The sequence below is a fragment of the Sphingopyxis sp. Root154 genome (assembly GCF_001427105.1).
Taxonomy (GTDB): domain Bacteria; phylum Pseudomonadota; class Alphaproteobacteria; order Sphingomonadales; family Sphingomonadaceae; genus Sphingopyxis.
The window spans coordinates 632,410-644,738 of the sequence record NZ_LMGI01000002.1 but is presented as its reverse complement, the minus strand read 5'-3'; the positions used below and the strand labels follow the sequence as shown (position 1 = coordinate 644,738).

The window sequence follows — 12,329 nt, the reverse complement described above, 5'->3', positions numbered from 1 at the left end:
ATGAAAGTTCCACCGCTTGCATATTCCCCCGCCGTCGAACGGATCGAGCCGGACGAAGCCGAGACAATCGCGAAACTCAACGCGGCTTTCGATACGATCCTCGAGCGAACGTCCGCGGATTATGGCCATGCCGTTCGCGCAGTCCATGCCAAGGCGCATGCCATTCTCGCTGGCGAACTGATCGTCGAGCACTCTCTTCCGTCCGAGCTGGCGCAAGGCCTGTTCGCCACGCCCGGCACGCATCGCGCATTCATCCGCGTCTCCACCAATGCCGGCGATATGCTTCCCGATGCGATCAGCTTGCCACGGGGCGTCGCGGTCAAGATCCTCGACGTCGAGGGCGAGCGGCTCGAGGGCTCCGAGGGCACAGCGCAGGATTTCATCTTCGTCGCCGCGAAGACCTTCCAGGCGAAGACCGCCCATAAATTCCTCGGCCGTCTCAAGCTGCTCGCACGGACGACCGATCGCCTCGAGGGCACCAAGAAGGCGATATCGGCGGTGCTCCAGGGCGTGTATCATGGTTTCGAGGCGGTTGGGCTCGATCCACCCGCGGCGGTCGACGCGCTTGGCGGCGCTCCCAATTTCGAGCCGCTCGGATTGACCTATTATTCAGTCACCCCCTTTCGATACGGCGATCATGTCGCGAAGTTCAGCCTCGCGCCGGTTGCGCCTGCGATGACCGCGCTCGCCGGCGAGACGATTGCCGTCGCAGGACGCGACGATGCCATCCGCGAGGATGTGCGCGCCGAGATGCGAGCGATCGACGCGGTCTGGGAAGTGCGGGTCCAGCTTTGCCGCAATATCGCGCGCCAGCCCGTCGAGGATCCGACCGTCGAATGGGATGAAAGCGAAGCGCCTTTCGAGCGCATGGCGCTGCTGCGTGCCGCGGCGCAGGACAGTTGGACGCATAGCCTCGTCGAGCGTGTCGACGAGGCTATGCGGTTCAGCGTCTGGACGGGTATCGAGGCGCATCGGCCGCTCGGCAACATCAACCGCGCGCGCCGCGACACCTATCGCCATTCGGCCGATTATCGCGCCGCCTTCATCGGCTGCCCATATGCCGAGCCAGGCGCACCGACGCCGTGGAAAGATGGAGGGAGGTGCGGATGACCGACTGGATCACCGATCTTGTCGAGGCGATGGGTTATGCAGGCATCGTCCTGCTCATGTTCCTCGAGAATGTCTTCCCGCCCATCCCCTCGGAAGTGATCATGCCGCTCGCCGGCTTCGGTGCCGCCGATGGCAAGTACAGTCTTCCCTGCGTCATCCTCGCCGGGCTCGCCGGAACGCTCGCAGGCGCACTTTTCTGGTACGCAGTCGCGCGCCGCATCGGCGACAAGCGCCTGCGCCGCTGGGCCGACCGGCACGGCCGCTGGATCACCTTGAGCAGCGAGGATATTGCGTCGATCGAGAGATGGTTTTGCCGCCACGGCAGCTGGGCGGTGCCGCTCGCACATCTCGTCCCCGGCCTTCGGACGCTGATCTCGATCCCGGCGGGGGTGTTCGCGATGCCGCCGACGCGCTTCATCCTCCTGAGCGCGATCGGCGCGGGCGTCTGGACGGGCGCGCTCGCGGGCGCAGGCTATATGCTCGGCGCGCGTTTCGACGGCGTAGAAAAATATCTTGGCCCCCTCAGTACGGCGATCATGGCGGCGCTGCTGCTCTATTATGTCTGGCGGGTGATCCGCTTCGAGCCGGCCAAGGCGGGCTAGATCATTTCTGACCTGCTGCCGGCCCGACCGGCAAGGCAAGCGCGAGGGGTGTTGGACCCGTGACGCGCCACACCGTGTTCGAAAGATCGTCGGCGATCCAGAGCGCGCCGCGCGCCGCATCATAGGTGACCCCCACCGGGCGGCCGCGCGCGCGTCCGTCCTTGATGAAGCCGGTCACGAAATCCCTCGGCTTGCCGGCGGGTCTGCCGCCCGCAAACGGCACGAAGCTCACCTTGTAGCCCGCGAGATGCTGGCGGTTCCAGCTGCCATGTTCGCCGATAAAGGCGCCTTGCGCGAAGCCTGGAAAGCCGGTGCCGCTGGCAAAGCTGAGGCCGAGCGGGGCGACATGCGAGCCGAGCCCATAGTCGGGCGCGATCGCGCTTTTAACGAGGTCGGGTTTCTGCGGATGCACCCGTGGATCGACATGCTTACCCCAATAGCTGTACGGCCAGCCGTAGAAGGCGCCCTCTTTCACCGAGGTCAGATAATCGGGGACTAGCTCGGCTCCGAGTTCATCGCGCTCATTGACCACCGCCCACAGCATGTTCGATGTCGGCTCGAAAGCGAGCGCAGTCGGGTTGCGAATACCCGAGACATAGATGCGGCTCGCTTTTGTTGCGGGATCGACCTCCCAGATAACCGCCCGATCTTCCTCGAGGCTGAGGCCGCGTTCGCCGATATTGCTGTTCGAGCCGATGCCGACATAGAGCTTGCTGCCATCGGGGCTCGCGGCGAGCGACTTGGTCCAGTGGTGATTGATCTGTGACGGGAGCTTGGTGACCTCTTCCCCTTTTCCGGAGATGCTTGTCGCCCCGTCGCTATAGGCGAAGCGCAGCAGCGCGCCCTGGTTGGCGACATAAAGGCTGCCGTTCACCAGCGCGAGACCATAGGGCGCATCGAGATCCTTGATAAAGGTCGTGCGCAGCTCGGGCTTGCCGTCGCCGTTCGCGTCGCGCAGCAGCGTGATGCGATTGCCGCTCTTGACGCTGCTCTTGCCGAGGCTCTTGATATAGCCCGCGATCACATCCTTCGGCCGCGATTTCGGCGCGTGACCGCCCGAGCCTTCGGCGACAAGGACGTCGCCATTGGGCAGGACAAGAATCTGGCGCGGTATCTTGAGATCGGTCGCAACGGGCGTGATCGTGAAGCCCTTCGGAACGGTCGGACGTTCGCCGTTCCAGCCTTGCGGCTTCGCGATCTTCATCGGCGGGACGAGCGTCTCGTCGAGCGCGGGAAGCTTGGGGCTCGCGCCCGTCTGGTCGAGGCTTTCGTCGCCGCCGCTGCACGCCGCGAGCGCGCTCGCGGCGAGGAGGCCGGTGAGGAGAAAGCGCGAGCTCATCGGGCGATCCTTTCGCCGCTATAGGCAATCCATCCCGCGGCGAGCGCGGTGAGCGCCGAGACGATCGACAGGGCCACCCCTGCGGCGCCGACCGAGCTCCAGGCGTCCTGGCTATGCTTGAAGGCGTTGATCAGCCCGGCAATCCACATGACGAGCAGGAGCAGGAAATAGACGAGCGCACGGGTCCGCTCGGGGTTGCGGCGCCGGCGGAAGAGGCCGATCGCCGCCCAGAGCAGGACCGGGGCGCCGAAGACGAGCGCGCCGACGATCAGCCAGGCCGAAAAATTGCTCCACTGCATCTCGGCGCTCTTGAGATAAATGATGTCGGAGAGAAGCGCGCTGGCGAACAGCGCGATCGGGAAAGCGAGCAGGATCGCGTGGAGCGGGTGGACGGACCGTCTGCTCATGGAAGATTGTGTCGCCAACCTCATTCTCCGCCTGCTCCGCCCCCTCGAACAATGCACCGGCTGGCGATTGGTTTCGTGGACGCGCGCGGAACTCGCGCGCGGGCGCGACGTTCGAATGGCAGAGGAAGGGCATGTTGGACCGAGGCTGGATTCCCTATTGCGGCGCGGCGCCGCTGCCCAGCGACTGGCTCGGGCGCTGGAACGGCGAACCCTGGCTGTTGCTCGGGCTCGGACTGGTCGCTTCTCTTGCCTGGCGCCGCGATGCTGCTCCTGCCTTTTGGGCCGGGATGGCGGTATTGGTGCTTCTTTTCGTATCGCCGCTCTGCGCCCTGTCCTCGGCGCTCTTCTCGGTACGCGTAGTGCATCATGTCATATTGACTGCTGTCGCCGCTCCGCTGCTTCTATGGGGCCTTCCGCGTCTCGTCGTCTCCGGGAGCGCGGCGCTGTGGGCGGGGGGGCATATCCTCCTCTTCTGGGTCTGGCACGCGCCCGCGCCCTATGCGGCAGCGTTCTCGAACGACCTGATTTTCTGGACGATGCAGCTGTCGCTGCTCGTCAGCGCGATGACCTTCTGGGGCGCGCTGCGGCGCGCGTCTTCGCTCACCGCGATCCTGCTCCTGCTCGCTATGATGGTCCAGATGGGGCTGCTCGGGGCGCTGATCACCTTCGCCGGATCGCCGCTTTATGCGCCGCATGCTGCATCGACATTGGCCTGGGGCCTGACCCCGCTCGAGGACCAGCAACTGGCCGGGCTCATCATGTGGGCGCCCGCCGCCGTCTTCTATCTCGCTGCGGCACTATGGCGCGGCTGGCACATGCTCGCGCCGCCGGCCGCAGCGGCGCGATGATCGCGGCGCTCCAGGCCTGGGCGGCGCGCTACGCCGCCGACCGGCGCTACTCGCCTGTCGGCCAGACCTTCCACTGGGTGATGGCGGCGCTCGTCCTCTTCCAGCTCTGGTGGGGATGGCACATGAGCCGGATTCCCGCGGGCGGCGACAAGATCGAGGCCTTTCGCACCCACGCCGAGATCGGACTTCTTATGCTTGTCCTCGCTGCGATGCGGGCGCTGTGGAGGCTGGTGATCCCGGGTCCGGTGAACGATGCCGACCGGCTCGGCTGGCAGACGATGGCGGCCTACGTCACCCACATCCTCTTCTATCTCTGCTTCTTCGGGTTGCCGCTCAGCGGCTGGGCGATGTGGTCGGCGGTCGAGGGCGAGCCGCTGAAGATCGCGGGACTCATCCCCTTTCCCTATATGCCTTTCGATACGCTCACGCCCGCGGTGCAATGGTGGATACTCGACTGGGCCGAGGGCATCCACGCCTTACTCATCCTCCTCCTGGTGGCGATGATCCCGATCCATGTCGGCGCGGCGCTGAAGCATCATTTCTGGGATCGCCACGACGTGCTGCGCGGGATGCTGCCCAATCTGGAGGGGGAGACGGAGAAAGGCCCGCCGCATAAGCCGAAACCGCGCGCGCCTCGGAAGGCGAAAGCCGGCGGCTGATTGCCCGCATCTCGCCGAGCGGATCATTGTTCCGCTTGCCCATGCGCCATGCGGCAAGCTGCGCCTCGAGATAGGCCGCAGGCTGCCCCGAAAGCGGCGGGTTCGCCGCATCGCCTTCGCCGTTCGCACCGTGACAGCTTGCGCAGGGCGCGAGACCGCGCGCGGTATCGCCGCGCAGGTAGAGGATCGCCCCCTCCACAGCGGGTTTCGCGGGAGCGCGCGGGGGCGCGGGGAGGGCGGCATAATAGGCCGCGACCTTCGCGCGGTCGGCGTCGGACAGTTTGAGCGCGATCGAGTGCATCAGTGGATGCTCGCGCCGCCCGTTGGCATAATCGGCGAGCTGGCGGTGAAGATAGCCGGGGTCGAGGCCGGCGAGGCGCGGGCTGGCTTGGCCGTCGCCTTCGCCGCCGAGACCATGACAGGTGAAGCAAGCCGCTTGGGCGCCCGCGTCGCCGCCGCTGAACGCCAGCGTTTCGCCGGAGGCGCGAAAGCGGTCGTCATGGGTCGGCGCGTCGCATCCCATCAGCGGGAGGAGGAGGAGAAGGGAAGCGGCGCGCACCTTGCGGGAACCATTGTCGGCGTGCGGTGGTTCCCGAAGCGTGACGCAAGAGGATGTCGGATGATCTGGAAAGGGGGATTTGCGGGATCGATGCTGCTGATGCTGACGGCTTGCGATCCCGCGCCCATCGAACCGCCGCTCGCGGATGCCGCCGCGATCGCACGCGGCAAGGCCGCGGCCGCACGCCTGGGCTGCGGCGCCTGTCACGACATGCCCGGCATCGACTGGCCGAAGGGGCAGGTTGGCCCGCCGCTTGCGGCTTTCGGAAAGCGCGGCCTGATCGCGGGGCAGCTCCCGAACGATCTGCCTCTGCTAGCCGTCTTCATACGCGACGCGCCTGCCGTGGTGCCTGGAAGCGCGATGCCCGCTATCCCGATGACCGCGCGCGAAGCGCGTGACATCGCGGCCTGGCTCCAGAGCTTGCGTGACTAGCGCCGGCTCGGGCTGGCCGCCGGCGGTGTTCGACCCGGCGGGCCCCTATTCCGAGCCGGTGACGACGCTCGCCTGGGCCTTGCTGCTCGGCGGGACCGCAGTGCTTTTGGTGGTGCTTGCGGCGCTCTGGGCCGCGCTGTTCGGTTCGGCGAAGCTCAAGGCGCGGCTCGGCGGCGAGCGCGCGATCTGGATCCTCGGCTTCGCCTTTCCGGCCGTGGTGCTCACCGGCCTTCTTGTCTGGGGACTGATGCTCACCAGTTCGCTCTCGGCGACGCGCGTCACCGGCCAGGAAATGCGCGTCAAGATCATCGGCGAAATGTGGTGGTGGCGCGTGCATTACCAGGACGCGGAAGGCCGCGAGACGCTGCGTGATGCGAACGAGCTTCATATTCCCGTCGGTACGCCGGTGCTGCTCGAACTCGAGGCGGCCGATGTCATCCACAGCTTCTGGGTGCCGCGCCTCGGGGGCAAGATGGACATGATCCCGGGGCGCACCAACCGCCTCCTGATCCAGGCCGACAAGCCCGGCATCTACAAGGGGCAATGCGCCGAATATTGCGGCGGGCCGCACGCTTTGATGGGCTTCATCGTCGTCGCGCATGCGCCCGCCGACTTCGCGCGCTGGCGCGCTTCGCGCCTGCCGGCAAGCGAGGGGGAGGGCCCGGGGCTCTCGCTCTTCCTGTCGAGCGGCTGCGCCGCCTGTCACACCATCCGCGGCACGCCCGCAAACGGCCTGGCCGGGCCCGATCTAACCCATGTCGGATCGCGCCAGACGCTCGGCGCGGGTATCCTTCCGAACAATCCAGGCACGATGGCCGGCTGGATCGCCGATGCGCAGGCGATCAAGCCGGGCAACCGCATGCCCGCCTATCACCAGTTCAGCGGCGAGGAATTGCGCGCGGTCAGCGATTATCTGGTGACATTGAAATGAGGTCGGAGACCGGGTTCGATCCCGCGCTCTACGATCGCTTCCCCACCAAGGGTCGCCGCCCGAAGGGAGAGGAGGACGCGCTTCGGCGGATCTGGTGCAAACCCAAGGGCTGGGAATATCTGACCGTCGTCAACAATAATTATGTCGGCATCTATTATCTCGGCACCGCCTTTCTCTTCTTCCTGATGGCGGGGGTGCTTGCCCTGCTGATGCGCGCGCAGCTCGCGGCGCCGATGCTCGAGATCCTGCCGCAGGGCACCTATAATCAGGTCTTCACCATGCACGGCACGGTGATGATGTTTCTCTTCGCGGTGCCCGCGGTCGAGGCGGCGGGCGTGTTGCTGCTGCCCCAAATGCTGGCGGCGCGCGACCTGCCGTTTCCGCGGCTCTCGGCCTATGCCTTCTGGGCTTATGCGGTGGGCGGGCTCTGCTTCTTTGCCTCGATCTTCGTCGGCCTTGCTCCTGACGGCGGCTGGTTCATGTATCCGCCGCTTACCTCGAAGGCCTTCTCGCCAGGGATCAATACCGACTTCTGGCTGCTCGGCATCGGCTTCATCGAGATCAGCGCCATCGCGGGCGCGATCGAGATCATCGTCGGCGTATTACGCACGCGCGCACCGGGCATGTCGCTCGACAAGATGCCGATCTTTGCCTGGTCGATGCTCGTCTTCGCGGTGATGATCGTGATCGCCTTCCCGAGCATCATCCTCGGTACCCTGCTTCTCGAGATCGAGCGTGCGTTGGGCTGGCCCTTCTTCGACGCGACGCGCGGCGGCGATCCGATGCTCTGGCAGCATCTGTTCTGGTTCTTCGGCCATCCCGAGGTCTACATCATCTTTCTCCCCGCGGCCGGCATGATGAGCATGATCGTCGCCGCGGTCGCGCGCGAGGAGCTCGTCGGTTACCGGCTGATCGTGCTCGCGATGCTCGCGACCGGCTTCATCAGCTTCGGCGTCTGGGCGCATCATATGTTCACGACCGGCATGCCGCCGATGACGACCGGCTTCTTTTCGGCTGCCTCGATGGCGGTGAGCGTGCCAGCGGGCCTCCAGGTCTTCTCATGGATCGCGACGCTTGCCATCGGCAAGCGCAGCTTCAACGCACCGGGCCTGTTCGTGCTCGGCAGCATCACCATCTTCGTGACCGGCGGACTCACCGGGGTGATGGTGGCGATGGTGCCCTTCGACTGGCAGGCCCACGACAGCTATTTCATCGTCGCGCATCTCCATTACGTTCTGATCGGCGGCATGGTCTTCCCGCTCTTCGCCGCCTTCTATTACTGGATTCCGATGGTGAGCCGGCGGGCGCTCTCGGAGCCGCTCGCCAAATGGATATTCGGCCTGATGTTCTCCGGCATGAACATCGCCTTCCTGCCCATGCATCTCGCCGGGCTTCAGGGCATGCCGCGGCGCGTCTATACCTATCTGCCGGGGCAGGGGCTCGAGCTGCCCAATCTGATCTCGACGATCGGCGCTTTCATGCTGGCTGCCGGCGTGCTGCTGTTCCTCATCGATCTTGCGCGCAACTTCCGTCTCGCCCCCGGCGGAGGCAATGCCGGCAATGTCTATGACGGCGGCACGCTCGAATGGCTGCCGAGCGAGCTCTATTCGACGCGTTCGATCCCGGTCGTGCGGAGACGCGAGCCGCTGCGCGACGATCCGAAGCTCGCCGACGACGTCGCGGCGGGGCGCTATTTCCTTCCGAGGTCGGCGACGGGGCTTCGCGAAACGATCGTCACCAGCCCGCTGCTCGCCGAGCCCCAATATCTGCAGATCATGCCCGGCCCCTCGGCCTGGCCCTTCGCAGCGGCCGTTTTCACGGCCGGCTTCTTTCTCGCGCTGACAGTGCAGGCCTATATGTTCGGGTGGGTGAGCGGCGTCCTGGCGGTTGCGAGCGTGCTTCGCTGGCTATGGGAGACTGATCGCCCGGTCGAGCAGGCCCAGGTCGATATCGGCGCGGGTATCATGGTGCCGACCTATGTCACGGGACCTTCGAGCCACGGCTGGTGGGCCATGGTCATCCTCCTCGTCGTGATGGCGATGATCTTCATCATGGCGCTCTTCAGTCTTGCTTTCCTCTGGTCGAATCAGCCCGGATTTTGGACGCCGCCACCGAAGATCGGCGCGGCGCTGCCGGTGGCGCTCCTCTATGGCACCGCGCTGGTCGCGGCTCTCGCGGCGCGCCGCCTGCTGCCGCGCGGCGCGGGCAGGTCCGCGGGCTTGCTCCTCCTCTCGGTGCTCGCGGCCGGCGTCGCTCTATGGCTCGACTGGAGCAGCTGGCGCGCGAGCGGCCTCGTTCCGCAGGCGAGCGGGCAGGGCGCGACGATCTACGCGTTGCAGGCGCTGCAGGCCTTCGCAACTGGCACCGGACTGCTCATGGCCGCCTTTTGCGCGGCGCGCGCGCTGCGCGGTCTCGTCAGCCTGCCCCGCAACAACAGCGTCGATCTCACCATGTTGTTCCTCGCCTACACCGCGGTGCAGGGCCTCGTGGCGGCTTTGTTCGGCCGCGCGTTCGGCATGCCCTGATGCGCAGCTGGCTGATCCTCCTCGGCGGGCTGCTGCTCTGGGCCGTGCATTTCTTCCTGCTCTACGGCATCGGCGAATTTGCGGGCGCGAGCGCCGCCTCGCGCGGCGCAGTCCTGCTGCTGAGCGGGCTCGCGCTTGGCGCCGTTGGCCTGCTCGCGCGGCGGCTGCTGCCGCTTGACCGGTCAGACGATTTCGCACGCTGGCGCGCGGCCGTCGCCCTCGGCGGACTCGCGCTGAGCGCGCTCGCCATCGCCTGGCAGGCGCTGCCCGCGCTGATCGGCTAGCGCGCCCTGGCCTAGGCCGGCTGCGGCCTGATCTCGAAGCCTTCGACATCGGTGTCGGCCGAAAGCTCGGCCGCGAGGCGTTCGGCACGCTCTTCGTCATAGCCGTCGGCGATCGCGCCATATTCGAAAATGCCGCCCTCGAGGCTCTGGTCGATCGTGATTGGGCGCAGGCCATGTTCGGCGAGCAGGGTTTCAAACGCGCTAGCGGGTTTTGCCTTTGCGCGCGCATAGCGCGCTTTCAGATGCACGATGCGGCGCTGCGGCGCGCGGCGTTCGGTGATCGTGACCGCCGCGAGCACGAGCAATGTCGCGGCCGCGCCGAAGATCGCCAGCTCATAGAAGCCGATCCCGAAAAGGATACCGAGCGTGGCCGTCATCCACAGCGATGCCGCGGTCGTGAGCCCGCGAACATTGAAGCCTTCGCGAAAGATCACGCCGCCGCACAGGAATCCGATGCCGGTCAGGATGCCATGCGCCATGCGGACGGGATCGATACGGACCACCTCGAGCGGCGCGTCGTTGAGCCAGGCCATCTGGTGGACCGCCGAGAGCATCAGGAGGCAGCAGGAGAGGCTGACGAGGATATGCGTGCGCAGCCCTGCCGGGCTCGCGCGATATTCGCGTTCGGCGCCGATCACGGCGCCGGCGACGATCGCGCCCACGATCGGCCAGATCAGGTCGGGGCTCAGCAATTGCATATCGTGTCTTTCGTGGAAGATGCGGGTGCGGGCCGCGAGACTGCTTCCTAGCCGAACCCGCGAAGGGCATGCTTGGTTTCGCGGCGTGGGAACCGACCGGTCAATCGATCGCTTCTGAGAGCGAGGGGCCCCGTCGGAGACGCCATGCAGACCGCTTCCGCCTACCGTCATGTGAAAGCGAACATCGTGCTCTACGGCGCGCTGTTTGCCAATCTCGGAATCGCGATCGCGAAATTCGTGGCGGCGGCGATCAGCGGATCGTCGTCGATGCTCACCGAAGGCGTCCATTCGCTCGTCGACAGCGGCAACCAGATGCTGCTGCTCTACGGCCAGTCGCGCGCCAAGCGGCCGCCCGACGCCTATCATCCGTTCGGCTACGGCCGCGAACTCTATTTTTGGGCCTTCGTCGTCGCGATCCTGATCTTCGCGATCGGCGCGGGCGTGTCGATCTACGAAGGCTGGCGCCATATCGCCGATCCCGAGCCGCTGCGCGATCCGACGATCAACTATATCGTGCTCGGCGTCGCATTCCTGCTCGAAGGATCGTCCTGGGCGATCGCAGTTCGCGAATTCAATGCCGGACGCGGAGAGCAGAGCTGGTGGAAGGCGGTCAAGCGCTCGAAGGATCCTGCCGGCTTCATTGTGCTCTTCGAGGATAGTGCGGCGCTGCTCGGGCTCGCGATTGCGGCCTTCGGGGTCTGGGCAAGCCATTGGACCGGCGACGCGCGGATCGACGGCATGGCATCGGTCGCGATCGGCTGCGTGCTGGCGGCGGTCGCGGTGCTGCTGGCGCGCGAGGCGAAAGGCCTGCTGATCGGCGAAAGCGCCGAGCCCGAGCTCGTCGTCGCGATCTGGCGCCTGCTCGAACAGCGGCCCGAAATCACTGCGATCAATCATGTCCGCACCATTCACACCGCCCCCGATTCCATCTTCGTCGCGGTGAGCGCCGATTTCGAGGACGCGCTGCCGATGGGCCGCGCAGAGAGCCTGATCGAGGAGATGGAAGCCGAGCTCAAGGCGGCCGAGCCGCGCCTGAGCTCGATTTATATCCGCCCCGAGAAGCAGCGCGATGCGGTTGTCTATCCAGCCCCGCCGCGTGACTGAGTTGCGAGCCGGGCGGGCTATATTCGAGGCCGCAAAATCGTCACAACCTGGATCAATGAGGTGCAACCCGGCGCCGGTTTCAGCCGTTTTTCGGGCATGCATTCACCGGCTTATGACAATGACCACCCGCTCGCCCGTCGCTTCGCGTCCTTCATAAGGGATGAGCATTTCCCGTGCGTCGGGGCGAAGTCCGCGCTCGCCAAGAGCCAGCTTCGCATTCTTGTCGGACGCGACATGCGATCGGCGTGGGACGATTTGCGTATTTATCCGACGCTGCTCGATCTCGCCTGGTCCTACGCACGCGAGCCGACCCTTTTCCAGTCGTTGGCGGTTGTGTTCGAGGAGGACAGCGGGTTCGACGAAGTGGACTTCGAGGCATGCCTGTGGGAGCGGCTCGAATCGCTGACCCACAAGGATGCCTGGCACGGCCAACCGCTCGATCGCCGCGTCAGTGCCGATCCGGGCGATCCGCACTTTTCGCTGAGTTTCGGCGGCGAGGCATTTTTCGTCGTCGGCCTGCATCCGCGCGCCAGCCGACCCGCGCGGCGCTTCGAGCGCCCGGCGCTCGTGTTCAATCTTCATGACCAGTTCGAACAGCTCCGCGCGCAGGGCATGTACGACAAGATGCGCGACACGATCATCAACCGCGATGTCGCGCTCGCGGGGGATGCGAACCCGATGCTGGCGCGCCATGGGACAACATCCGAAGCGCGCCAATATTCTGGGCGCGCCGTCGGCGCCGACTGGGTTTGTCCCTTTTCCGGGCGGACGGACGGCGCGGCGATGCGCGACCCCCTGCGCGGACGCACCGAACGCAGTTGATCGCGCAGG

The 12,329-nt window shown here is 66.0% G+C and carries 13 protein-coding genes and 1 pseudogene; 10 read left to right on the top strand and 4 right to left on the bottom strand.

Features of this window, described 5'->3' with window-relative positions; translation table 11 throughout:
- Together ASD73_RS08785 and ASD73_RS08780 are read left to right on the top strand one after the other, a co-directional pair.
- Positions 1 to 1,110 (top strand): catalase family protein, encoded by a 1,110-nt coding sequence (locus ASD73_RS08785; protein WP_056371542.1) that lies wholly within the window; start codon positions 1 to 3, stop codon positions 1,108 to 1,110.
- Positions 1,107 to 1,712: a DedA family protein gene (locus ASD73_RS08780; protein WP_056371540.1), complete on the top strand. Its 606-nt coding sequence runs from the start codon at positions 1,107 to 1,109 to the stop codon at positions 1,710 to 1,712. Before ASD73_RS08785 ends, ASD73_RS08780 begins: the two co-directional genes overlap by 4 nt.
- A gap of 1 nt (position 1,713) precedes the next feature.
- On the opposite strand, the gene ASD73_RS08775 is transcribed toward ASD73_RS08780, so the two are convergent.
- Complete coding sequence (locus tag ASD73_RS08775) at positions 1,714 to 3,051, bottom strand: PQQ-dependent sugar dehydrogenase (RefSeq protein WP_056371537.1); 1,338 nt, start codon at positions 3,049 to 3,051, stop codon at positions 1,714 to 1,716.
- The gene (locus ASD73_RS08770; RefSeq protein WP_056371536.1) at positions 3,048 to 3,458 is read right to left on the bottom strand and encodes a DUF2231 domain-containing protein; all 411 of its coding nucleotides are present in this window, start codon (positions 3,456 to 3,458) and stop codon (positions 3,048 to 3,050) included. Before ASD73_RS08770 ends, ASD73_RS08775 begins: the two co-directional genes overlap by 4 nt.
- Before the next feature lie 131 nt (positions 3,459 to 3,589).
- Between ASD73_RS08770 and ASD73_RS08765 the strand changes: the two genes are divergently transcribed.
- Positions 3,590 to 4,306, top strand: a complete 717-nt coding sequence (locus ASD73_RS08765) for a cytochrome c oxidase assembly protein (RefSeq protein WP_056371534.1) — start codon at positions 3,590 to 3,592, stop codon at positions 4,304 to 4,306.
- Positions 4,303 to 4,965, top strand: coding sequence for a cytochrome b (locus tag ASD73_RS08760; RefSeq protein WP_056373406.1), 663 nt, complete (start codon positions 4,303 to 4,305; stop codon positions 4,963 to 4,965). The genes ASD73_RS08765 and ASD73_RS08760 overlap by 4 nt, the downstream gene beginning before the upstream one ends.
- 13 nt (positions 4,966 to 4,978) lie before the next feature.
- Here the strand turns inward: ASD73_RS08760 and ASD73_RS23535 are convergent.
- Positions 4,979 to 5,488: pseudogene (locus tag ASD73_RS23535) on the bottom strand (c-type cytochrome); the annotation flags it as partial.
- A gap of 96 nt (positions 5,489 to 5,584) precedes the next feature.
- Here ASD73_RS23535 and ASD73_RS23530 point away from each other — a divergent pair.
- Genes ASD73_RS23530 through ASD73_RS08740 form a run of 4 tightly spaced genes read left to right on the top strand, consistent with a single transcriptional unit; the run spans position 5,585 to position 9,696 of the window.
- A complete protein-coding gene (locus tag ASD73_RS23530; protein ID WP_056373403.1) occupies positions 5,585 to 5,956 on the top strand; it encodes a c-type cytochrome in 372 nt (123 codons plus the stop codon).
- The gene (coxB, locus tag ASD73_RS08750) at positions 5,949 to 6,887 is read left to right on the top strand and encodes a cytochrome c oxidase subunit II (protein WP_056371532.1); all 939 of its coding nucleotides are present in this window, start codon (positions 5,949 to 5,951) and stop codon (positions 6,885 to 6,887) included. Before ASD73_RS23530 ends, coxB begins: the two co-directional genes overlap by 8 nt.
- Positions 6,884 to 9,412, top strand: a complete 2,529-nt coding sequence (locus ASD73_RS08745) for a cbb3-type cytochrome c oxidase subunit I (RefSeq protein WP_056371531.1) — start codon at positions 6,884 to 6,886, stop codon at positions 9,410 to 9,412. The genes coxB and ASD73_RS08745 overlap by 4 nt, the downstream gene beginning before the upstream one ends.
- Positions 9,412 to 9,696, top strand: coding sequence for a hypothetical protein (locus ASD73_RS08740; protein WP_056371529.1), 285 nt, complete (start codon positions 9,412 to 9,414; stop codon positions 9,694 to 9,696). Before ASD73_RS08745 ends, ASD73_RS08740 begins: the two co-directional genes overlap by 1 nt.
- A gap of 11 nt (positions 9,697 to 9,707) precedes the next feature.
- On the opposite strand, the gene ASD73_RS08735 is transcribed toward ASD73_RS08740, so the two are convergent.
- Positions 9,708 to 10,394 carry an MgtC/SapB family protein gene (locus ASD73_RS08735; protein ID WP_056371527.1) on the bottom strand — a complete coding sequence of 229 codons (687 nt, stop codon included), beginning with the start codon at positions 10,392 to 10,394 and terminating at the stop codon, positions 9,708 to 9,710.
- A gap of 144 nt (positions 10,395 to 10,538) precedes the next feature.
- Here ASD73_RS08735 and ASD73_RS08730 point away from each other — a divergent pair, with 144 nt between their 5' ends.
- The gene (locus ASD73_RS08730; RefSeq protein ID WP_056371525.1) at positions 10,539 to 11,498 is read left to right on the top strand and encodes a cation diffusion facilitator family transporter; all 960 of its coding nucleotides are present in this window, start codon (positions 10,539 to 10,541) and stop codon (positions 11,496 to 11,498) included.
- Positions 11,499 to 11,594: 96 nt separating this feature from the next.
- Positions 11,595 to 12,320, top strand: coding sequence for a guanitoxin biosynthesis heme-dependent pre-guanitoxin N-hydroxylase GntA (gene gntA / locus ASD73_RS08725; protein ID WP_056373401.1), 726 nt, complete (start codon positions 11,595 to 11,597; stop codon positions 12,318 to 12,320).
- Positions 12,321 to 12,329: the final 9 nt, after the last annotated feature.

Excerpts from the sequence above, each read along its gene's own strand:
- ASD73_RS08785 (WP_056371542.1), top strand. The coding sequence starts at position 1 with ATGAAAGTTCCACCGCTTGCATATTCCCCCGCCGTCGAACGGATCGAG.
- ASD73_RS08730 (WP_056371525.1), top strand. The coding sequence starts at position 10,539 with ATGCAGACCGCTTCCGCCTACCGTCATGTGAAAGCGAACATCGTGCTC.
- ASD73_RS08775 (WP_056371537.1), bottom strand. The coding sequence starts at position 3,051 with ATGAGCTCGCGCTTTCTCCTCACCGGCCTCCTCGCCGCGAGCGCGCTC.
- ASD73_RS08765 (WP_056371534.1), top strand. The coding sequence starts at position 3,590 with ATGTTGGACCGAGGCTGGATTCCCTATTGCGGCGCGGCGCCGCTGCCC.
- ASD73_RS08780 (WP_056371540.1), top strand. The coding sequence starts at position 1,107 with ATGACCGACTGGATCACCGATCTTGTCGAGGCGATGGGTTATGCAGGC.
- ASD73_RS08770 (WP_056371536.1), bottom strand. The coding sequence starts at position 3,458 with ATGAGCAGACGGTCCGTCCACCCGCTCCACGCGATCCTGCTCGCTTTC.
- ASD73_RS08760 (WP_056373406.1), top strand. The coding sequence starts at position 4,303 with ATGATCGCGGCGCTCCAGGCCTGGGCGGCGCGCTACGCCGCCGACCGG.
- ASD73_RS08735 (WP_056371527.1), bottom strand. The coding sequence starts at position 10,394 with ATGCAATTGCTGAGCCCCGACCTGATCTGGCCGATCGTGGGCGCGATC.
- gntA (WP_056373401.1), top strand. The coding sequence starts at position 11,595 with ATGCATTCACCGGCTTATGACAATGACCACCCGCTCGCCCGTCGCTTC.
- ASD73_RS23530 (WP_056373403.1), top strand. The coding sequence starts at position 5,585 with ATGATCTGGAAAGGGGGATTTGCGGGATCGATGCTGCTGATGCTGACG.
- ASD73_RS08745 (WP_056371531.1), top strand. The coding sequence starts at position 6,884 with ATGAGGTCGGAGACCGGGTTCGATCCCGCGCTCTACGATCGCTTCCCC.
- ASD73_RS08740 (WP_056371529.1), top strand. The coding sequence starts at position 9,412 with ATGCGCAGCTGGCTGATCCTCCTCGGCGGGCTGCTGCTCTGGGCCGTG.